We start from the raw sequence: 22,051 nt of genomic DNA, 5'->3' as shown, positions 1-22,051 counted from the left end.
AGGCTGTGGCTCATCGTCCGTCAAAGGAAAATGCCGGAAGCGGTGATGAAGTCCGGGCGATCACCGCTTCCGGCCGCTGAAGGGAGAAGGGACATGTCACTTCAGCACTGGGGCTTTCGCTCCCAGCATTCTCTTTTGCGCGCGAGCCCATGAACCGCGGCCGAATCCGGCATTCATGCGGCATTCACAAAGGTTGGCGGATTGCGCAATACGCGGCCCTTGAACTCGGCGATGCGTGTTCCCATGTCTTTCCCGGACGCCGTTGACGGGTCCGTTCACCGGTCGCGCCACTGCCTGGTGGGGTGGCAGGCCAGACATCGCAAACAGTTGCTCTTAAGGAGGACAACATGCGTCATTTTGATTTCTCCCCCCTCTATCGTTCCACCGTCGGCTTCGATCGCCTGTTCACAATGCTCGATAGCCTCGGCCAGCCGGATCAGGCGCAGACCTATCCGCCTTACAATATCGAGCGTACCGGCGATAACGCCTATCGTATCACCATGGCCGTCGCCGGCTTCGATGAAAGCGAGCTCTCGGTCGAGGCGCGCGAAAACACACTGGCGATCAAGGGCGAAAAAAGCGAGGAAAAGGCTGACGAGACCCAATTTCTCCATCGCGGCATCGCCAAGCGCGCCTTCGAGCGCCGCTTCCAACTCGCCGACCACGTCGAGATCAAGGCAGCCTCGTTGAAGAATGGCCTGCTCCATGTCGACCTCGTGCGCGAGATCCCGGAAGCTGCCAAGCCGCGCCGGATCGAGATTTCTTCGGTTTCGTCGCAGCCGAAGCAAATAGAGGCGCAGAACGCCTAATTCACAGCCTCGGATTTCGGCGAACGGTGCCCTTTGCGGCGCCGTTATTTAATTGTGGCAACCCTGCGGTGCAGTTGCTCCTCAGCAGGCGGCGACGAAGCGGTCGACGTCGTCCGGTGCCGTGACGAAGCTCGTGACGAGGCGGTAGAGGCCCTCGTTCTCTCCAAGGATGCCGGCAAGGTGCTGCGGCACGTGCCAGTCGTAGAAGACGGCGCCCTCCTGCTGGAGCCGTGTCGCCATCTCGCGTTTCATGATTACAAAGACCTCGTTGGCCGCCGGCGTCCAGGCAAGACGGCTGCTCGCGGACGCCGCAATGCCGTCGGCGAGGCGTTTTGCCATGGCGTTGGCGTGGCGGGCGAGATCGAGCCAGAGGTCGCCCGCGAAATACGCGTCGAACTGGGCGGCGATGAAGCGCGACTTGGAAAAGAGCTGGGCCGTCTGCTTGCGCAGGAACTGCATCTCCGGCGCCTTGGATAAATCGAACAGGACCACGGCTTCGGCGCACCAGCAGCCGTTCTTCGTTCCCCCGAAGGAGAGCAGATCGACGCCGCGCTTCCAGGTCATTTCGGCCGGCGTGATGTCGAGACCAACGAGGGCATTGGCAAAGCGCGCGCCGTCCATGTGGAGCGGCAGCCTGTGCGCTCTGGCAATGGCGGCGATCGCCTCGATCTCGTCAAGGGAATAGACCGTGCCGCTCTCGGTGGCCTGGGCTATCGTTATGGCCATGGGCTGGCCGCCATGCACGAATTCTGGCGGAAAGCGGCGGATCTCCGCCTCGAGCCGTGCCGCATCCATTTTGCCGAAAGCGCCGTCGACCGGGTTCAGCCTTGCGCCGTGCGAGAAGAACGCCGGCGCACCGCACTCGTCGACATTCACATGGGCCTCGCGGTGACAGAAGACGACGCCGCCCGGCCGATTGGCGGTGGCAAGCGCCAGCGAGTTCGCCGCCGTTCCGGTACCGACGAAAAACACCGCGACCTCTCTGCCGAAAATCTCCGAGAACCGCTGCTCCACCTTTAGATCGAGTTCGCTCGCGCCATAAGCCGGAACACAGCCGCCGGCGTGCGCCGCCAGGGAGTGGGCAATTGCCGGATGGGCGCCGGCCCAGTTATCGGAAGCGAAGATCATGGCAAATCACCCTGTGCTCGACTGCTCTTGGCGAAACAATAACGGACTTCGGGCCACTGGCAATGCATTGCGATCTGACAAGACCAATACAAGACCAATTCGAAATGAAAGCGATATTATTGTGGGGCAAACGTAATTATATTTCAAAACTGCGAAACATTCGGCAATGTTCGACAAAATCTCCTCCACTAATTGCGGGCAGGCCCTTGCGGAGGGGAATGCTTTCTGGCATAGAGCGCATGAAATAGGACAGGCTTACTGTCCTATTTCGGTCTAGGGACCGGAACAATCGCTGGCAAGCACGCGCAAAGCGGCTTCGGCGGGGCGCAAGGGTTTCTCCCGATTTCATTCGGTTGTTAGCCACTGCCGTCAGAATGGTCGCAGACATTGGTGCCTGGTGCAGCCGCGCTTCATTTGCGACCTGATCAGGATCATGCGACGATAACGTCCGGCCTGCCGTACCGCGAAAGCAAACGCGAGGTGGCGACAGGCGGGCTCCGCGGTATGCCCGGGATTTCGGGCGCAACAGGAGGGAACAGGATGACGGATCATTCGCCATCGCACCAGATTGGGCTCAATCTCGCAACGAGCGCCGCGACGGCTGTGAAAACGCCCGCATTCCCGTCCGGACTGCCGCGAAAGCAGGGGCTTTACGATCCGCGCAACGAACGCGACGCCTGCGGCGTCGGGTTCGTCGCGCATATGAAGGGCGAGAAGTCGCACCAGATCGTGCGCGACGGCCTCTTCATGCTCGAAAACCTGACGCACCGCGGTGCGGTCGGTGCTGACCCGTTGATGGGCGATGGCGCGGGCATCCTCGTGCAGATCCCCGACCGCTTCTTCCGCGAGGAGATGGCGAAAGAGGGCGTCACCCTGCCGAAGGCCGGGGAATACGCCGTCGGCTATCTCTTCATGCCGCGTGACGAAAAGCTGATTGCCCATTTCAAGGATGTGATCCGGGAGGTCGTGGTGGAGGAGGGGCAGCATCTGCTCGGCTTCCGCGACGTGCCGGTCGACAATTCATCGCTCTCCAAGGCGCCGGACATTGCGGCCACCGAGCCGCAGCACGTCCAGGTCTTCATTGGCGCCGGCCGCGATGCCGCCACCAACGACGAATTCGAACGCCGGCTGTTCACGCTGCGCAAGGTGATCTCCAACCGCATCCATGCGGAAGCCGACGGCAGTGATCTCGGCTTCTACATCGTGTCGCTATCAACCTCGACGATCGTCTACAAGGGCATGTTCCTCGCCTATCAGGTCGGCGCCTATTACAAGGACCTTGCCGACGAACGCTTCCAGTCGGCGGTGGCGCTGGTGCATCAGCGGTTCTCGACCAATACCTTCCCCTCCTGGAAGTTGGCGCACCCCTATCGCATGGTTGCCCACAATGGCGAGATCAACACGCTGCGCGGCAACGTCAACTGGATGGCGGCACGCCAGGCCTCGGTCTCCTCGCCGCTCTTCGGCGACGACATCTCCAAGCTCTGGCCGATTTCCTATGAGGGCCAGTCGGACACAGCCTGTTTCGACAATGCGCTCGAATTCCTGGTGCGCGGCGGCTATTCGCTCGCCCATGCGGTGATGATGCTGATCCCCGAGGCCTGGGCCGGAAACCAGCTCATGTCGGCGGAACGCAAGGCATTCTACGAGTATCATGCGGCGCTGATGGAGCCGTGGGACGGGCCGGCGGCAGTCGCCTTCACGGACGGCCGACAAATCGGCGCGACCCTCGACCGCAACGGCCTTCGCCCGGCGCGCTACATCGTCACCAGTGATGATCGCGTTATCATGGCGTCGGAAGCCGGCGTGCTGCCGGTCGCCGAGGACAAGATCGTCAAGAAGTGGCGGCTGCAGCCTGGCAAGATGCTGCTGATCGACATGGAAGAAGGCCGCATCATCTCCGATGAGGAGGTGAAGTCGGCGCTTGCAAGCAAGCACCCCTATCGGCAATGGCTCGACAATACCCAGCTCATCCTCGAGGACCTGAAGCCGGTCGAGCCGAGGGCGCTTCGCCGCGACGTGTCGCTGATCGACCGCCAGCAGGCCTTCGGCTACACGCAGGAAGACACAAAGCTTCTGATGTCGCCGATGGCAACGACCGGCCAGGAGGCGATCGGTTCCATGGGCACCGACACGCCGATCTCGGCGATGTCCGACAAGCCGAAGCTGCTCTACACCTATTTCAAGCAGAACTTCGCGCAGGTCACCAACCCGCCGATCGACCCGATCCGCGAGGAACTGGTGATGAGCCTCGTCTCCTTCATCGGTCCGCGTCCGAACATTCTCGACCATGAGGGCATGGCGCATGCCAAGCGGCTGGAAGTCCGCCAGCCGATCCTCACCAATGGCGATCTCGAGAAGATCCGCTCGATCGGCCACACGGAAGACCGTTTCGACACCAAGACGCTCGATTTCACCTACGACATTTCGCGTGGGGCCGAAGGCATGCCGGAAATGCTCGACCGCCTTTGCGAACGGGCGGAAGCGGCAGTCAAGGGCGGCTACAACATCATCGTGCTTTCCGACCGGCAGGTCGGGCCTGATCGCGTGGCTATCCCGGCGCTGCTCGCCACGGCGGCGGTTCACCACCACCTGATCCGCAAGGGCTTGCGCACCTCGGTCGGTCTCGTGGTGGAATCCGGCGAGCCGCGCGAGGTGCACCATTTCTGTCTGCTGGCCGGTTTTGGCGCGGAAGCGATCAACCCCTATCTCGCCTTCGACACACTGATCGACATGCACAAGCGCGGCGAGTTCCCCAAGGAAGTCGACGCCAGCGAAATCGTCTACCGCTACATCAAGGCGGTCGGGAAGGGCATTCTCAAGGTCATGTCCAAAATGGGCATCTCGACCTACCAGTCCTATTGCGGCGCGCAGATTTTCGACGCCGTCGGCCTTTCCTCGGCGTTGGTCGAGAAATACTTCTTCGGCACGGCGACGACGATCGAAGGCATCGGGCTCGATGAGATCGCGGCAGAGACCGTCGCCCGTCACAGGGCTGCCTTTGGAGCCGACCCGGTTCTCTCCAATGCGCTCGACATCGGCGGCGAATATGCCTTCCGCATGCGCGGGGAAAGCCATGCCTGGACGCCGGATGCGATCGCCTCGCTCCAGCATGCGGTGCGCGGCAACGCCGAGGATCGCTATCGCGAATTCGCTGCGATGATGAACGAGCAGGCGAGCCGCATGAATACGATCCGCGGCCTCTTCACCATCAGGCGCGCCGAGGACGCCGGCCGCAAGCCCATCGCGCTCGAGGAGGTCGAGCCGGCATCCGAGATCGTCAAGCGCTTCTCGACCGGCGCCATGTCCTTCGGCTCCATCAGCCGCGAGGCCCATACGACGCTGGCGATCGCGATGAACCGGATCGGCGGCAAGTCGAACACCGGCGAGGGCGGCGAGGAGAGCGATCGTTACCTGCCGCTGCCGGACGGATCGATGAATCCGGAGCGCTCGGCGATCAAGCAGATCGCTTCCGGCCGCTTCGGCGTCACCACCGAGTATCTGGTCAACGCCGATGTGCTGCAGATCAAGGTGGCGCAGGGCGCCAAGCCCGGCGAGGGCGGTCAGCTTCCCGGCCACAAGGTCGATGCGACTGTCGCGAAGACCCGGCATTCTACCCCAGGCGTCGGTCTCATCTCGCCACCGCCGCACCATGACATCTATTCGATCGAGGATCTGGCGCAGCTGATCTTCGATCTGAAGAATGTCAACCCGGAAGCCGATGTCTCGGTCAAGCTGGTGTCCGAAGTGGGCGTCGGCACGGTCGCGGCCGGTGTCGCCAAGGCACGCGCCGACCACATCACTATTGCCGGGTTCGACGGTGGCACCGGCGCCTCGCCGCTTACTTCGCTGAAGCATGCGGGCAGCCCTTGGGAAATCGGTCTTGCCGAAACCCAGCAGACGCTGGTCTTGAATGGCCTGCGCTCGCGCGTCGCACTTCAGGTCGACGGCGGTCTGAAGACTGGACGCGACGTCATCATCGGTGCCATGTTGGGGGCCGATGAATTCGGCTTCGCCACCGCGCCGCTGATCGCGGCCGGCTGCATCATGATGCGCAAGTGCCACTTGAACACCTGCCCGGTCGGCGTCGCCACCCAGGATCCGGTGCTCAGAAAGCGCTTCAAGGGCACGCCGGAGCATGTGATCAACTACTTCTTCTTCGTCGCGGAAGAAGTACGTGAAATCCTGGCGTCACTCGGCGTCAGGAAGCTCGACGAGATCATCGGTGCTTCCGAACTGCTTGAGCGCGACGGCATGATCGAGCACTGGAAGGCCAAGGGGCTCGATTTTTCGAAGATCTTCCACAGGGTAGAAGCGCCGAAAGAAGCGAGCTATTGGACGGAGCGCCAGAGTCACCCGATCGACGACATTCTCGACCGCAGGCTGATCGAGAAGGCGAAGCTGGCGCTGGAAACCAAGGTGCCGGTCGCCTTCGAAGCCGAGATCAAGAATGTCGACCGCTCGGCGGGGGCGATGCTTTCCGGCGCGCTTGCCAAGCGCTGGGGATACAAGGGCCTCAAGGACGACACGATCCACGTGACGCTCAAGGGCACGGCAGGCCAGTCCTTCGGTGCTTTCCTTGCGCGCGGCATCACCTTCGACCTCGTTGGCGACGGCAATGACTATGTCGGCAAGGGGCTTTCGGGCGGACGCATCATCGTCCGGCCGCCGGAAACCGCCAGGATCGTGCCGCAGGAGTCGATCATCGTCGGCAATACCGTGCTCTATGGTGCGATCTCCGGCGAATGCTACTTCAATGGCGTCGCCGGCGAGCGCTTCGCGGTGCGCAACTCCGGCGCGATCGCTGTCGTCGAAGGTGTCGGCGACCACGGTTGCGAATATATGACCGGCGGCGTCGTCGTCGTGCTTGGCAACACGGGACGCAACTTCGCGGCCGGGATGTCCGGCGGTGTCGCCTATGTGCTGGATGACGAGGGCGATTTCGCCCGTCGCTGCAACATGGCCATGGTCGAACTGGAGCCGGTTCCGGAGGAGGACGACATGCTGGAGAAGCTGCACCACCACGGCGGCGACCTCATGCACAAGGGCCGGGTCGATGTCTCCGGCGACATGACGCGTCACGACGAAGAGCGGCTCTACCAACTCGTTTCAAACCACCTGCATTACACGGGTTCGGTTCGCGCCAAGGAGATTCTCGAACATTGGACGGACTACCGGCCGAAGTTCCGCAAGGTCATGCCGGTCGAATATCGCCGCGCGCTTGAGGATATGGAGCGCATGAGAATGGCGGAAGCGGCCGAGTAACCGGCCCCGTGACCGCGGCCCCCGATCCGGTCTATCCGAAAGCGGGAGCCTTCACGCGCGCTTTACGGCGCGTCTGTTTGAGATTGAAGCTATCAGGATCGTAAGATGGGCAAGGTTACTGGATTTCTCGAGATCGACCGGCAGGTGGCGAAGTACCAGCCGGCATCCGACCGCATCCGCCACTTCCGTGAATTCACCATTCCGATGTCCGACCAGGAAGTGCAGAAGCAGGCCGCTCGCTGCATGGATTGTGGCATTCCCTATTGTCATGGGCCGACCGGTTGCCCTGTTCACAACCAGATCCCGGACTGGAACGACCTCGTCTACAACGGCAATTGGGACGAAGCGATCCGCAACCTGCATTCCACCAATAATTTCCCGGAGTTCACCGGCCGCGTCTGTCCCGCACCTTGCGAGGAGGCCTGCACGCTGAACCTCGAAGACGTGCCGGTCGCGATCAAGACGGTGGAGCAGGCGATTGCCGATAAGGCCTATGAGATGGGATATATCGTGCCGCAGCCGGCCGTCACCAAGACCGGTAAGCGGGTGGCGGTCATCGGATCCGGTCCGGCCGGTATGGCGGCCGCCCAGCAGCTCGCTCGCGCCGGCCACGAGGTTCATGTCTACGAGCGCGAGTCCAAGCCCGGCGGCCTTCTGCGTTACGGCATTCCGGACTTCAAGATGGAAAAGAACTTCATCGATCGCCGCATCGAGCAGATGAAAGGCGAGGGGGTCACCTTCCACTGTGGGGTCAATGCCGGCGTCGACCTGGCCGTCCAGCAGCTCCTCGACGAGAACGACGCCGTCGTCTATTGCGGCGGTTCCGAGACCCCGCGCGACGCCGGGATTCCGGGGGTGGAATTTGCCGGCGTGCACGATGCGATGCCTTATCTCGTTCAGCAGAACCGGCGCGTCGGTCGCGAGAACATAGACAGCGTCGGCTGGCCGTCCGAGCCGATCCTGGCCGGCGGCAAGCATGTCGTGGTGGTCGGCGGCGGCGACACGGCGTCCGACTGTGTCGGTACCGCCTTCCGCCAGGGTGCCGTCAAGGTGACTCAGCTCGACATTCGGCCACAGCCGCCGGAAAAGGAAGACAAGCTCGCCGTCTGGCCCTTCTGGGCGACAAAGATGCGCACCTCCTCCAGCCAGGCAGAGGGCGCGGTTCGCGAGTTTCAGGTGGCGACGCTGGAATTCGTCGGCGACGAGGACGGCATTCTAACAGGCGTCAAGTGCTGCCAGGTGGATGAGCGCCGCAAGCCGATCGCGGGTACCGAATTCGTCATCAAGGCTGACCTCGCCTTCATCGCCATTGGCTTCCGTGGGCCGTTCACCGACAGCGTGGTTAGGGATCTCGGCGACCGACTGGCCCTCAATGTCGACCGTCGCGGCTCGACCAACGTCGTTGCGAACGAGCGGGACTACAGGACGTCGGTCGAAAAGCTCTGGACGGCCGGCGACGTCCGCCGCGGCCAATCGCTTGTCGTCTGGGCGATCCGCGAAGGCCGCCAGGCGGCGCGCGCGATCGATGAGGCGCTGATGGGCTCGACGGTGCTGCCGCGGTAGCCGATGCGCGCATTCTGCCACTCTCCTCGGGTTTAACCCGAGGACTGACCCTCTTCCGGCACGCGGGGAGAGGAGACTGAGACGCTGCGGCAAGTCCTTCTCCCCGTAAAAACGGGGCGCAGGTGCCAATCCCCCTCCGCAGCTGCCGCGGAGATGGGGGGATGAAGGATGCCTGACAGCGGACCTTCCAAGCAGTGATCACCGACCGGATTGCTCAATTCCGCATCAATGGCTTGCTGATCACCGTCTCCGGCTTCGCGAGGCGAAAGTCATCAACGCGGCCGGGCGGGGCTGCGACCACCTCGCCCTTCTCGACGAGCAGGTCCCTCGCGCTCTTGCCATTCCCTTTCGGCGGATCGCCCGCACCGAGAAGCGCCGTCGCGCCGTCGAGTGCCGGGTCCGTCAGGCTGATCGGCTGGGTCCTGACGATGTCCTCGCTGGCGAGCGGTGTTGTGACGCCGAGATCCTTGAGACCCTCGGCGCCAGGAATATCGCTGCCTGACGTCATGCCACCGAGCAGCTTGCGGATCTCCTTCTCGACATAAAAGGCGAGCTTTCGCTTGCCGGCCTTCGTCAGATTGATGCCGTCGGAGCCGCGCAACCGGACCTGCTGCCCGTTGATATCCGAACCGGTCAGCACGAACTTGCCCTGCTCGTCGACGAAGCCGTCCCAGATGTCGATGAAATGGCCGCCCGCCTTTTCGGCCTCCTCGCGATAGATGCCATTGAAGGTCACCATGTCGGCGGTCATCGCGCTGGATTGGAAGGGCGGCATGCCGACCCAGAAGACCGGCAGATTGTCCTTCCGTGCGATCGCCGCCATCGTGCCGACGCGCCTGCGATATTCTTCGGTCCAGCGATCGGTCCGGAACTTTTCCTTGCTGTCGCCGACGCGCATCGTCTGGCGGTCGTTGGCGCCGATGCTGATGACGACCGCAGCGGGACTGAGTTCTGCCACGTAACCGGGCAAAACTTCCGGCCAGCCGAAATAATCGTCGCGCACGAGGCCCGAGGAACCGCTGGCGCGCGTTTCGATGGCTATGTTCGCCGTCTCCTCGAAGGCGACCTTAAGGCCGTCGCCGAGGCTCGCGGCAACGAAGTCGCCGACGACCAGCACCTTCTTCGCATCCGGCGATTTGTCGACGACCGGGGCAGGCGGCGGCGTCTCGGCGATGCGCGGCCTGGCGCTCTGCTGGCGCCGTTGCTGGACGCCTGTGGGCTGTGCCTTGCGTTTCTGGATTCGCCGCGGCCTCGGTGCCTCAGGGTAGGCGTATCGGTCGTCATAATAGATCGGTCGCTGGCCCAGACCGAAAATGCGCTGCAGCAGGTTGCGCCGCGGAACCGGCTCCTGTGCCGCGGCCATGGTGGCAAAAAAGCCGGCAACGAGCATCGCCGCCGCCGCCGCGAGCACGGCTGCGAAACGGAGCGAATGCAAGATCTTTCCCTTGCCGCCGGTTCTCTCTGTAAACATGGCCCTCATCATACGCCGGATCGCGGCAATTTGGGACCGTCGAGCCGCAAATCGCCGCAATTGAAAGCTGGGTCGTTCCACTCACTTTCGCAGCGCGCGCAGGAGATGCTGGTTCGGCTCACCGTCCGGTGTCAGACCATTTTGCGCCTGGAACGCCTGGATCGCGGCCCGCGATCCGGAGCCGAAATTGCCGTCCACCTCGCCGCTGTAGTAGCCAAGCTCCTTGAGGCGGCTCTGGAGCTCGAACTTCTCGCTAATATCGAGGGAGCCGTCCGGGCGCGGCCAGCGCTGGTGCATGCCGGAATAGCCGGCAATCTGGTCGGCGAGCAGGCCGACGCCGAGCGCATAAGAGTCCGAAGCGTTGTAGCGTTTGATGACGAAGAAATTCCTCGTCATCAGGAAGCCGGGACCATTGCCGCCGCTCGGCAGCTTGAGTTCGGCCCGCATGCCGGGATTGCGGAAGCCCTTGCCCCCCGGCCGAACGAAGCCGAGCGCCGCCCACTGTCCGATCGTCTTCGTCTGGCCCGAATATTTCGCGGCATTGACCGGCGGCACCACTTCGTAGCCCCAGGTCTCGCCAGTCCGCCAGCCGTTCTTTTTCAGAAGATTGGCTGCGGTTGCCAGTGCGTCCGGAACCGAGTTCCAGATGTCGCGATGACCGTTGCCATCGGCGTCGACGGCGTAGAGCAGGTAACTCGTCGGAATGAATTGTGTATGGCCCATCGCACCGGCCCAGGAACCGGTGAGGTCACGCGGCGCCACATCGCCGCTCTGCAGGATCTTCAAGGCTGCGATGAGCTGCGTGCGAGCAAATTTCGCCCGCTTCGAGTCGGCATAGGCAAGGGTCGCCAGCGCGCGCGGCACGTAGTGCAGCCGGTCGTCTTTCTCGAGGATGGCGCCGTAATTCGATTCCATAGACCAGATCGCCAAAAGCACCGATCCGTCGACGCCGAAATGCCGCTCGATGGCAGCGAGCGTCCGCGCATGCCTGGCCGCCATTTCCTGGCCGATGCGCTTGGTATACGGATTGACTCGCGAGTCGATATATTCCCAAATCTTGTGCTTGAACTCGGGTTGGTGGTTGGCTTTCTCGATGACCGTGGGGTCGGGCGTCGTTACGCCGGCAAAGGCTTGGCGGTAAGTCTCCCTGGAGATGCCGTTCTTGGCCGCGGTCGCGTAGAAGTCATTGATCCAGTTTCGAAAACCCGCGTCTGCGCGCGCAGGCGAGGCACCAGACGCGGCGGCGATGACGAGAGCGGCGGCTATATGCCGGAAGAACGTCCTGCGGTTTGTGATCATTTTGCTGTCGGTTCCGTTTCTCGGCGGAGCGTTCAGCCGGTGTTCATGCCGGACCGATTACTCCGGATTGCGAATGTCGGGTCCTACTTGAGGCCGTACGGCATCAGCCGCGACGGTTCAGTGGAGAAGCCTACAGAAACGAGGTCAACAAAGTCTTTACCATGAATGTGGCGAGTCGTCTTCCACGATGGAAAGTCGGCAAACCGCGTCTCGGCAAGTTTTCGTCAATCGGAGTCGATTATGGAAAGCGTGCAGAGATTCAAATCGTTACAGGAACTCACGCCCTTGGTCGGCGCAGGCCTGTTCCAGTTGGATTGCCTGGTTCAGGCGGCTGCGTGTCTCCCTAAAGCCTCGATTTAGGAGACAAGCAGCAATCAGAATGCCGCAGCGACACGTCTGAAACGACGGCGGCGCTGTAGAAGAGAACCATTGCCACTGCAAGGAGGTTTCCATGACCGAAAAGCGTAAAGTCCGCAAAGCCGTCTTCCCCGTCGCGGGACTGGGGACGCGCTTCCTTCCCGCCACCAAGGCCGTGCCGAAGGAAATGCTGACGGTGGTGGACAAGCCGGTCATCCAATATGTCGTCGACGAGGCGCTCGAAGCGGGCATCGAGCATCTGATCTTCGTGACGGGCCGCAGCAAGGCGGTCATCGAGGACTATTTCGACATCCAGGTCGAACTCGATCAGACATTGCGGGAACGCAACAAGAAGGCAGAAATCGAGCTTCTCGAAGCCATGCTGCCGAAGGCCGGCACCACGAGCTTCACACGCCAGCAGGCACCGCTCGGCCTGGGGCACGCGGTCTGGTGCGCGCGCGATCTCGTTGGCAACGAACCTTTCGCCCTGCTTCTTCCCGACATGATCATGAAGGGAGAGAAGGGCTGCCTCAAGGGCATGGTCGAGCTTTACGAAGAGAGCAACGGCAATGTCGTCGCCGTCGAGGAATGCGCGCCCGACCAGGCGCACAAATACGGCATCGTCGGCGTCGGCGAGCCGGTCGGCGACGGCTTCAGTATCACCAGAATGGTCGAGAAGCCCGCACCGGGCACGGCGCCTTCGAACTACTTCATCAACGGCCGCTACATCCTGCAGCCGGAAATCTTCCCCATCCTGGAACTCCAGGAGCGCGGTGCCGGCAACGAGATCCAACTGACCGACGGTATGGTGAAGCTTTCCGAGACGCAGCCCTTTGCAGCCTATCACTTCCGCGGCGAGACCTTCGATTGCGGCGCCAAGGACGGCTTCATCCTCGCCAACGTCGCCTTTGCGCTGGAGCGCGCCGACATCCGTCCGGTGGTCGAGGGACCGCTCAAGGGATTGCTGGAAAGGCTCAAGTGATCCAAGTTGGGTGCGAATTCCGGCCCCATGTTGGGGCGTGGCCGTTCGCGTTTACTGGCAATCAGCGTCGCAGCGTGAGTCCAACACCCACGCGCGCTGTTTCGCTCGAAGTCCCGCTGTCTCTGTTCGTGCGCTCGTAGCTCACATCTCCGGTGAGCGCGAGGTAGCGGCTCATGTCATAGGTCAGCCCGGCGCCCGTGCGCCAGGTTGTCTCGTCAGAGCCGGCAGCACCCGAAGGGAAATTGCGCAGCGTCACGCTGTTGGAGAGCCTGGCGGCGATATCCGACCTCATCTGATGCGTGACCACGTTCGTCAGCTGATAATTGATCGATCCCGCCTCGCCGGCTGTGGTGGACGGGTCAAGATACGTCAGGAAGCCGAACAGGACATCGGTGCCGCGTTGCGGCGACCAGTTGATACGCCCGTCGACCGATAGCCCGCGGAGATCGCCGAGCCGTGCATCGTCGAAACGGTGGGCCTCGTAGCCGGCCGCGAGCTCACCGTTGAGCTTCTCGCCGAGATCGACCTCCACGCCGGCACGGCCGGCATAGCTCTGATAGGAGCGTTCGAAGCCGAGCGTATCCTGCCTGAGATCATAGACCGATTTTCCGACGGAGCCTTCGAGGAAGGGGATGAGCGCCGGGGAGAGCTCTAAGCCGATGCGTGCGGTAAGCGTACCGATGTTGCGGCCCCTGTCCTCCTGTGACACCGTGGTCCCATCGTCGAGCTCGACATCGCCATAGGTGAGGCGTTCGAAATCAATGCCGATCGCGCCCCGGATCATGCCGAAGTCGCGCTCCGCCGCCGCGCCGAGTCTGTAACTGTTTACGCCGGATTGGGTCTCTGCATTGGCGATCGCGTTCGGATCGCTGGCGTCTTCGCGCTCGAAGCTGTAGCCTGCCCGGAGCCTGGCTATGGTGTCCTCGCTCAAGTCGAGCCGCAGTTCCGCATCGATGTCGGCACGTGGTTCTTCTTCACCCTCGCCCGAAACATTGTGCTGCAGCACGCCTTCGCCGGTCACGCTCAACTGATGGCGCGACCAATCCGAGGTGAACGACCCTTTGAGGCCGGTCTCGAGGAAGCTCCGGCTCTGGCTGTCGCCGCCGGTCTCCTGCCGCTCATGATTGAAGCTTTCGCTGAGCGCAGGCTTCAGGACGAAGGTGCCGATCCGGATACCCGCCGCCTCGTCGCCATAGGGATCGGGGCGGGCGCGCAGCCCGTCGATGGTATCTTCGCGTCGGTTGAGGCGGTTGAGATCCTCGTCGAGCGCCGGCGAGAGATCCGCACCGGCAACGGCGCCGGTCGTCTGCGGATCACTAATGGCCGGGCTCGTGCCGGTCAGGCTGGTGGCGACGCTGTCGTTCCCAAGGGGTGCGAGACTCTGCGCCAAAGCGGGTGTCGGAGCGAAAGCGGTCCAGCCGGCCAACAGCCACGCTGGCATTGTCACCCGCATGGCGCCCGCCAATTGAGAGCGTGAGGTAATGGGCGCCATCGATCGCTTGTCCGCATGTCCGATTGCAATTCTTTCACAATCGTAAAGCGGCGTGGTTAATCAATGGTTTCCGTTGAGCGCATCAGCCAAACAGCGCCGCAAGTCTTTCAACCCCCATCAGGCACGCTCAACCGTCAGGTGCCTTCCGGCGCTGGCGACGATGCGCACGCGTGTGCCCGCGGGAAGATCGGGTCCCTCGACCGCCCAGGTCGTATCGTCAAGGCGCACGCGCCCATGGCCCTCGGCGATTGGCTGTTCGAGCACCGCGGTGCGGCCGACCAGGCTTTCGGCACGCTTGTTGAGCAGCGGCTCGTCGCTCTCCTCGGAGGTGGCGACGATGCGGCGCCCAATCAGGACCGCGATCATGGAGAGCAGGGCGAACGCGGTGAGCTGGACCTGCCAGAGCCAGAATGCCGCGTCCCACAGGAGCAGGGACAGAACGCCAATGATGAGCGCCGCAAGCCCGATCCACACCAGGAATACGCCGGGAACGAGCACTTCCGCCGCCAGCAGCACGAGGCCCAGAACCCACCAGCTCCAGGGACCGAGTTCGAGAACGAGGCGGGCGACCATGGAGCGGACCTCACGGCGTCTCGAGCGGACCGGAGGCCGGACCGCTGCGCGGCGTGGAGGCACGCGAACGCGCGGCTGGCTGGCCCTCGGCGAAGACCTCTCGGGCAATTGCGCCGATGCCGCCAAGCGAACCGATCAGCGAGGCTGCTTCCATCGGCATCAGGACGATCTTCTGGTTATTTGCGGTACCTATCGACGCCAGGGCCTCGGTATATTTCTGCGCCACGAAGTAGTTGATCGCCTGGACGTCGCCTGCAGCAATCGCTTCGGAGACCATTCGGGTCGCCTTGGCTTCAGCCTCTGCCAGGCGTTCGCGCGCTTCCGCTTCGCGATAGGCGGCTTCCCGCTGCCCCTCGGCCTGGAGGATGGCCGACTGCTTGGCGCCTTCGGCGCGGAGAATCTGGGCGTTCCTTGCGCCTTCGGCCTCCAGCACCTGTGCGCGCTTCTCACGCTCCGCCTTCATCTGCCGGGCCATGGCCTCGACGAGGTCCGTCGGCGGTGCGATGTCCTTGATCTCGACACGGGTGATCTTGATGCCCCAGGGATTGGCCGCCTCGTCGACGACGCGCAAGAGGCGATCGTTGATCGTATCGCGGTTGGAGAGCAATTCGTCGAGATCCATCGACCCCATAACCGATCGAATGTTGGTCATGGTCAGGTTAAGGAGGGCGTTCTCGAGATTGGCGACCTGGTAGGCGGCCTGGGCGGCGTTCAGGACCTGATAAAAGGCGACTGCGTCAGCCGAAACGCTGGCATTATCCTTGGTGATCACCTCCTGGGTGGGCACGTCGAGAACCTGCTCCATCACGTTCATTTTCGCGCCGATGCGGTCGAAGACGGGCACGATGATGTTCAGCCCCGGTTCGATGGTCCTTATGTATCTGCCGAAGCGCTCGACGGTGTAGCGATAGCCTTGCGGTACGGTCTTGACCCCGGTGAGGAGCACCAGAAGGACGAAGACGACGAAAGCAATGACCGCGATATCCAGGCCGCCCAAGGATAGTCCTCCACTGTTCAACTTAAGCGATAGATGTGCCGCTTCAACCCAACACGTGGCGATTCGCTCCGAGTTTTCAAGCGGCAGCGGGCGAAACCGGCTCGGCTGCGAAAGAAAACTGTGCGCAATGTCAGACTCGCCTTAAGAAAGCTCAAAGGAGTTTTCGCGTATTGGTGGCCTTGAGAATCTTTTGGAAGGCCGATGCAGCGTGATGAATGGCATGTGGGGGCAATTTGTAGGCAATCTTGCTTTCGTAAGCTTGGCAATTTCTCTTTGGGCGCATCTGTCGATCTGGTTCCGCTCGCGGCTGGCCGATCGTGAAAACGCCGTGCTCGGGGCCATCGCAGGCGGCGCCTCCATCGGCTCCATTCTGCTCGCCATCGAGTTCGCGCCGGGCATCTATATCGACCTGCGTTTCGCACCGCTCGTGCTTGCCGGGATGTTTGGCGGGGCGCTCTCTGCCGCGATCGCCTTGACACTGGCGGTCGCCGTTCGTCTCGTGCTCGGCGGAGCAGCTGCCTCAGAGGGTATACTGGTCATGGCCGCTCTTGCGACGGTCGGCCTCCTCGCCAATCTCTGCATGAAGAAGAAGCCGCCGACCTTCATGCACGTCGTCATGCTCGCCGCCGCCGTCGGCAGCGTGCTTGTCCTAACGATGGCGCTGTTGCCCACTCTTTCGAATGCTCGCACGCTCGCCGCAATCGGCCTGCCCATGACGGCGATGAATGTGACGGCGACGCTGATCTGCGGCGTCGTCATCCTGAAAACACGTCAGCTGGACCTCGAGCGCCGGATGCTCGAGACCGCATTTTCGCAATCGCCCGATTATCTCTATGTCAAGGACAGGGACAGCCGCTTCATCACCGTCAACGAAAACATGATCCGGCTCTACCGCTACAGGACGACAGCGGAGATGGTCGGCCTGTCGGATTTTAATCTCCAGCCGCTGCGGCTGGCAGAAGAGCTCTATCACAGCGAGCAGGAGGTCATGCGCACGGGCGTGCCTCTGATCGACTCCGTCGAGCACATCGAAGGCAGAGATCTTCTCGCCTCCAAGGTCCCGCTCAGGGATATGGAGGGCCGCGTGATCGGCCTTGCAGGCGTTACGCGGGACGTTACGGAACGGGTTGCTCTGGAGCGGGAACTGCGGGAAAACAAGGATCTGCTTTCCCATGCGATCGCGGGAATGTCGGATGGGTTTGCGATGTTCGACAGGGAAGGCTACCTGCTCTTCTGCAACGAGCAGTATCGCAGGGCTTTCCCGCTCTCCGGAGGCGCCCGGGTAATCGGCGCCCATATCAGCGAAATTCTGCGACGCGTCGCCGAAACGCGTGAGCGTTCCGGAGTCGACTATGAGGCGGTGGAAGAGTGGATCAAGTCGCTCAGCGCCGCTTTGCACCAGAACAAGGATGAAGAGGTTCAACTCCAGAATGGAGACTGGCTCAGCATTCGCACGAGGCTTGCGGCGGACGGCAGCGCGATGGTGGTCGTCTCCGACATCACCGCGACGAAGCAGTCCGAAATCGCGCTTCGGGTGTCGGCCGAGCAGTTGAAGAACCTGGCGGAGACGGACGGCCTGACCGGAATCGTCAACCGCCGCGCCTTCGACGAGGCCTTTGAGCGCGAGGCGGCCAAGTGCGCCAGGAACGATGCTTCACTCAGCCTGCTGATGATCGATATCGACCGCTTCAAGGCCTATAACGACACCTACGGGCATCCTGCCGGCGATCAATGTTTGCGCCAGGTGAGCAACTGTCTGCTGAAGTCGGCGAAACGACCCGCCGACATTGTCGCCCGCTACGGCGGCGAGGAATTCGTGGTCCTTCTGCCGGATACCAACGAGAAGGGCGCGATCACGGTTGCGGAACAGTTCGCGGAACTTCTCGAGGGTGAGAATATCGTCCATTCGCAGAGCGAGTTCCGGAAAGTGACCGCCAGCATTGGCATAGCCGTTGCGAGCGGCCCAGTCCTGCAGACGCAGCCGGATCTTCTTCTCTCGGAGGCGGACGCCGCGCTCTATGATGCCAAGGTGCAGGGGCGCAATCGCGTTCTCATCCGTTCGATCGCCGACGACCCGGCGGCCATGAAGAAAGTCGGATAGTACCGAGGAGGCACGGTCTGCGCCAGTTTGCAAGAGCTTGCTCTTACCCTGGGTCTTTCGCTCTGCAGCGTCAAGCGGAAGGCCGAGTGGCGGCCGTTAAGCCCACCCCTGCAATTCGCGCCGCACGACGTGGTGGAGCACCGCCATGCCCCCGGGGCTGTCGTTCAGACAGGGGATATGCGCGAATTTCTCGCCACCATTGTGGAGGAAGCTTTCGGCCGCCTGGCCGGCGATTTCCTCCAGGGTCTCCAGACAGTCGGAGACGAAGCCGGGATTGATCACTGCGATGCGCTTGACGCCGTCCCTGGCAAGTTTCTCGACCGTCGCGTCCGTGTAGGGCTGCAGCCATTCCTCCGGACCGAAGCGCGACTGGAAGGTAACCTGCAGCTTCTCCTTCGGCCAGCCCAGCCTTTCCTTGAGTAGGCGCGCCGTCTTCTGGCACTGACAGTAATAGGGATCGCCGAGGTCGAAGTAGCTTTTCGGGATGCCGTGGAAGGAGGCAAGGACGACCTCGGGCTGCCAATCGAGCGTCGCCAGGTGGTGATCGATCGAGGCGGCGAGCGCGTCGATATAGACCGGATCGTCGTAATAGGGCGGAACGGTACGCAGGGCCGGCTGCCATCGCATCTTGAGAAGCGCCTCGAAGGCCTTGTCGTTTACGGTCGCGGTCGTTGCCGCCGCATATTGCGGATAGAGCGGAAAGACCAGGATACGCTCGCAGCCCTGTTTCTGCAGCGCCTCCAGGCGCGAGGCGATCGACGGCTGACCGTAGCGCATGGCCCAGTCGACAACCACCTGCGGCTTGTCGGCGAGGCTCTCGGCCATCAGTGCCGCCTGGTTGCGTGTATAGGTCCGCAGCCAGCTTTCGTTCTTCTCCTTGTTCCAAATCAGCTCATAGGCCTTGCCGACCTTGCGCGGGCGCGTGTTGAGCACGATACCGTAGAGGATCGGGTACCAGAAGAGGCGCGACCATTCGATGACGCGCCTGTCGCTCAGGAATTCCCTGAGATAGCGGCGCATGGAGGCGAAATCGGTGCCGTCCGGAGTGCCGAGATTGACGAGCAACACACCGACCTTTCCGAAATTCACGGGCGGATGAGCGGGGGCGATCGGTTCTGCGGTTGCTTCGGTCATCGTCTTCCTCATGGGCGCCATATATTGAGCGGCACCTCTGCTTTCAAACACTTCTAAAAAGAAAAGCCGGCGCGGGAAAGCCCGCGCCGGCTCTAAACTTGAGGGAGATTGTCTTACTTCGCCGGAATTTCCAATTCGCGGCCGACCTCGAGCCTGCGCGGCGCCGGGTCGCCATTGGCAGCCGATATCTTTCTCCATGCCGCGCCGTTGCCGTAGAAGGACTCTGCGAGGTCCCAAAGCGTGTCGCCGTTGGCGACGATGTGCTTTTGCGGGCCGGCGGCTCCCGCCGTCGCTTCGGGCATCGCCTCGGTAGCGGCGGCGGTCGTCTCCGCCGGTTTCGCCTCGGCTCCCAGCTCAGCCGCCGGCGCTGCAGCCACCTCGGTGATGCGACCGTCCGTGTAGGGTGTAAATGGCTGGTGTGCTGCAAGATAATCGGCGAGCACCGTTTCCAACCCCGGACCGTAGTCGTAAGCGTTCTCGCCCCTCGTTTTGAAGACGGAATAGCCGTCGCCGCCGGCGCGCATGAAGTTGTTGCTGGCGAGCGAATAGGTCTTTTCAGGGGCAAGCGGCACGAAGTTTTCGCCGTCCTTCGTTTCGACGGAGACGAGGCGGCTGCCGGCTGGCTTGGACGCGTCGAAGGCGATCTTGAGGCCCGCCACCTGCGGGAAGCGTCCGCCGCCTTCCTCGATCTGGCTCAATCCGTTCTCAAGCGCGTCGCGGATTTCTGAGCCCTTCAATTGAAAAGTGGAAAGCGTGTTCTGGAACGGGAGCACGGTGATCACTTCGCCCATGGTCACGTCGCCCGCGTCGATCGACGCTCTGAGGCCGCCGCCATTGGTGATGGCGATGGTAACTCCCTGGTCCTTAACGCGTTCGAGCATGGCGTCGGCGACCAGGCTGCCCATCTCGCATTCCTTGGCGCGGCAATTCTCGCGCGACCCGTCGATCGGCGCCTCCGTCTTGGCGATAACCTTGGACCTCAGTTCCTCGATCGGCTTGGCGAGTTCCTTGACGCGGGCGACGACAGCTTCGTCCGGCTTGACGGAGAAATCGATCAGGATCGGGTCGCCCTTGGCGCTCTTCACGACGCCATTGTCGTCGAAGGTGACGACGAGATCGCCGAGATATTTGGTGTAGGCGCCGGCCTGTACCACCGGAACCTTGTAGCCGCCGGGATTGTCGACCATGGTCGGGTAGGGGCCTTCCGCATGTTCGTCGGTGTTCGAAAGAAGACTGTGGGAATGGCCGCCGACAACGACATCGACATCCGGGATTTTGGCGATCGCCGCCAGGTCGCGCGGATAGCCGACATGGGTCAGCGCGATGATCTTGTCGACGCCCTGCTTCTTCACTTCCTCGACGGCGCTGGTGATTGTCGCCACGTCCTCGCCGATCAGGATGTCCGGCCCCGGTGACGAGAGTTCCGCGGTGTCGTTGGCAACGGCGCCGATGACGGCGATCTTCTCGCCGCCGACGTCGAGAACGATCGACGGCTTGATTCGGTCGCCGATCTTCGACTTGTGGCTCGGCAGCACGTTGGCGGTCACGACCGGGAAGGTGACCTTGTCGAGGAAGCTTGCGAGCCCGTCCTCGCTCTCGTCGAACTCGTGATTGCCGACGGTCATCGCGTCGAATTTCATCAAGTTCAGGAACTCCGCTTCCGCGTCACCTTTATAGGTCGTGAAGAAAAGCGATCCCTGGAAGTTGTCGCCGGCGTTCAAGAGCAGCACATTCTTGCCGGCCAGTTCCTGTCGCTTCTGGTCGATCAGCGTCTTCAAGCGGGCGACGCCGCCGAAGCATTCGTTCTTCTCCTCCTCTTCGGCCGAGCAGGTCGAATCATATTTGTTGATCGACTCGATGCGCGAGTGGAGATCGTTGATATGCAGAATGTTCAGTTCGTAGTCGGCGAAGGCGGCGCCCGATGAAAGCGCAAGAAGCGAGGCGGTGATAAGGCCAGTCCGCATGTGTCTGATCATGATGTTCTCCCTGTTTGCCTGTGCACGTCGTCCGACTTCGACGCCCTTCGCCGGGGCCGCGGCCGATTTTTCCAGGCCGGATGGTTTCACCAGTCGCGGCCGACTGCAAGCGTTAAGCGTGTCGTGCTTCCGCTCAGTCGAATCAGTGTTAAAGCGCTCGTCGGAAATGAAAAAGCCCCCGGGGCGGGGGCTTTTGGAAGACATTTCAGGAATGCCTCTTCTCAACCCTGGCGGGCCAGCGAGAATTGCGCGCCGGAGTCCGTGGTGCAGTTCAGCTGATTGGATGTCACCAGCGCGCAATTGACCTTGGATTGCGTGTTGCGCACGAGCGAGGTCATGTTGATCTCGACCAGCGTCGGGCTGACATTGACGTAGCTGCCGGAGGCAAGAAGCTGGTTGGTGTCGGTAGTCCGAGTCGAGAAGGTACCCCCTGCGAATGTAGAGACGATGCCGTTCGGATCGACCCAGGCGCCTTCCACACCGGCGGGCTGGCTTGCCTGCGGCATCGGTCGGACGGTCCTTGATGTCGCGTGGCATGATGTCAGCGCCGCGGCGGCGGCAAGAAGTGCAAGGGTGGCGAATGGCTTCATTGGCGTTTCTCCCGCGTCACAGATTGCAGCGGATGCGAACGCAAAACCGCTTCACACTCGTCCGCTCTAGCGCATAAATCTTCGATCCGGAACCGGCTAAAGGCAAAATCGGGCAGAAATTCAAGGCGCTGCAGCGACTTTTGTGCACAAAGCGCCTCGCCGACAGGGATGCGGAACCATGCCGCGATCAGGAGTTGAACGCAAGAGCGGGCTTGTTGCGAGGCCCGAAACGCGATGAGTGCCCGAAGCGGACCGCCCCGGGCGCAGGCGATTCTTGTTGAACCGGAGCAAATGGGCGCACCAGCGCCCATACC

Annotated in this window: 14 protein-coding genes; 5 read left to right on the top strand and 9 right to left on the bottom strand. The window is 62.2% G+C overall.

The window, feature by feature from the left end; all coding sequences use genetic code 11:
- The first annotated feature begins 347 nt into the window (after positions 1 to 347).
- Positions 348 to 809 (top strand): Hsp20 family protein, encoded by a 462-nt coding sequence (locus AC4P1R_RS13085; protein ID WP_492177068.1) that lies wholly within the window; start codon positions 348 to 350, stop codon positions 807 to 809.
- 81 nt (positions 810 to 890) lie between these two features.
- Here the strand turns inward: AC4P1R_RS13085 and AC4P1R_RS13080 are convergent, their stop codons facing one another.
- Positions 891 to 1,937, bottom strand: a complete 1,047-nt coding sequence (locus AC4P1R_RS13080; RefSeq protein WP_069459126.1) for a threonine aldolase family protein — start codon at positions 1,935 to 1,937, stop codon at positions 891 to 893.
- Positions 1,938 to 2,477: 540 nt separating this feature from the next.
- Between AC4P1R_RS13080 and gltB the strand changes: the two genes are divergently transcribed.
- Together gltB and AC4P1R_RS13070 are read left to right on the top strand one after the other, a co-directional pair.
- Positions 2,478 to 7,202 carry a glutamate synthase large subunit gene (gene gltB / locus AC4P1R_RS13075; RefSeq protein ID WP_492177067.1) on the top strand — a complete coding sequence of 1,575 codons (4,725 nt, stop codon included), beginning with the start codon at positions 2,478 to 2,480 and terminating at the stop codon, positions 7,200 to 7,202.
- Positions 7,203 to 7,307: 105 nt separating this feature from the next.
- Entirely contained in the window at positions 7,308 to 8,765 is a 1,458-nt protein-coding gene (locus AC4P1R_RS13070) for a glutamate synthase subunit beta (RefSeq protein ID WP_069459128.1), read from the top strand.
- Positions 8,766 to 8,979: 214 nt separating this feature from the next.
- Here AC4P1R_RS13070 and AC4P1R_RS13065 read toward each other — a convergent pair whose 3' ends face one another.
- Positions 8,980 to 10,236, bottom strand: a complete 1,257-nt coding sequence (locus tag AC4P1R_RS13065; protein WP_069459129.1) for an SGNH/GDSL hydrolase family protein — start codon at positions 10,234 to 10,236, stop codon at positions 8,980 to 8,982.
- An 81-nt stretch (positions 10,237 to 10,317) separates the two neighbouring features.
- A complete protein-coding gene (locus AC4P1R_RS13060) occupies positions 10,318 to 11,535 on the bottom strand; it encodes a lytic murein transglycosylase (protein ID WP_069459130.1) in 1,218 nt (405 codons plus the stop codon).
- 451 nt (positions 11,536 to 11,986) lie between these two features.
- Here AC4P1R_RS13060 and galU point away from each other — a divergent pair, with 451 nt between their 5' ends.
- Positions 11,987 to 12,874, top strand: a complete 888-nt coding sequence (gene galU / locus AC4P1R_RS13055) for a UTP--glucose-1-phosphate uridylyltransferase GalU (protein WP_069459131.1) — start codon at positions 11,987 to 11,989, stop codon at positions 12,872 to 12,874.
- 61 nt (positions 12,875 to 12,935) lie between these two features.
- Here galU and AC4P1R_RS13050 read toward each other — a convergent pair whose 3' ends face one another.
- From AC4P1R_RS13050 to AC4P1R_RS13040, 3 genes are all read right to left on the bottom strand, one after another.
- A complete protein-coding gene (locus tag AC4P1R_RS13050) occupies positions 12,936 to 14,366 on the bottom strand; it encodes an outer membrane beta-barrel protein (RefSeq protein ID WP_492177066.1) in 1,431 nt (476 codons plus the stop codon).
- A 117-nt stretch (positions 14,367 to 14,483) separates the two neighbouring features.
- Positions 14,484 to 14,939, bottom strand: coding sequence for an NfeD family protein (locus AC4P1R_RS13045; protein WP_069459133.1), 456 nt, complete (start codon positions 14,937 to 14,939; stop codon positions 14,484 to 14,486).
- Positions 14,940 to 14,949: 10 nt separating this feature from the next.
- Complete coding sequence (locus tag AC4P1R_RS13040; protein WP_069459134.1) at positions 14,950 to 15,936, bottom strand: SPFH domain-containing protein; 987 nt, start codon at positions 15,934 to 15,936, stop codon at positions 14,950 to 14,952.
- A 211-nt stretch (positions 15,937 to 16,147) separates the two neighbouring features.
- On the opposite strand from AC4P1R_RS13040, the gene AC4P1R_RS13035 reads away from it, so the two are divergent.
- On the top strand, positions 16,148 to 18,037 hold the full coding sequence (locus AC4P1R_RS13035; RefSeq protein WP_492177065.1) for a diguanylate cyclase: 1,890 nt from the start codon (positions 16,148 to 16,150) through the stop codon (positions 18,035 to 18,037).
- A gap of 96 nt (positions 18,038 to 18,133) precedes the next feature.
- Here AC4P1R_RS13035 and hemH read toward each other — a convergent pair whose 3' ends face one another.
- From hemH to omp10, 3 genes are all read right to left on the bottom strand, one after another.
- The gene (gene hemH, locus AC4P1R_RS13030; RefSeq protein WP_069459305.1) at positions 18,134 to 19,171 is read right to left on the bottom strand and encodes a ferrochelatase; all 1,038 of its coding nucleotides are present in this window, start codon (positions 19,169 to 19,171) and stop codon (positions 18,134 to 18,136) included.
- A gap of 113 nt (positions 19,172 to 19,284) precedes the next feature.
- Complete coding sequence (locus AC4P1R_RS13025; RefSeq protein WP_492177064.1) at positions 19,285 to 21,147, bottom strand: 5'-nucleotidase C-terminal domain-containing protein; 1,863 nt, start codon at positions 21,145 to 21,147, stop codon at positions 19,285 to 19,287.
- Positions 21,148 to 21,368: 221 nt separating this feature from the next.
- On the bottom strand, positions 21,369 to 21,737 hold the full coding sequence (gene omp10 / locus AC4P1R_RS13020; protein WP_069459137.1) for an outer membrane lipoprotein Omp10: 369 nt from the start codon (positions 21,735 to 21,737) through the stop codon (positions 21,369 to 21,371).
- Positions 21,738 to 22,051 lie beyond the last annotated feature (314 nt).

It is taken from the genome of Sinorhizobium sp. Y406 (genome assembly GCF_058732025.1).
Note: the sequence above shows the minus strand (reverse complement) of the source record. Positions and strands in the feature narration are given on the sequence as shown.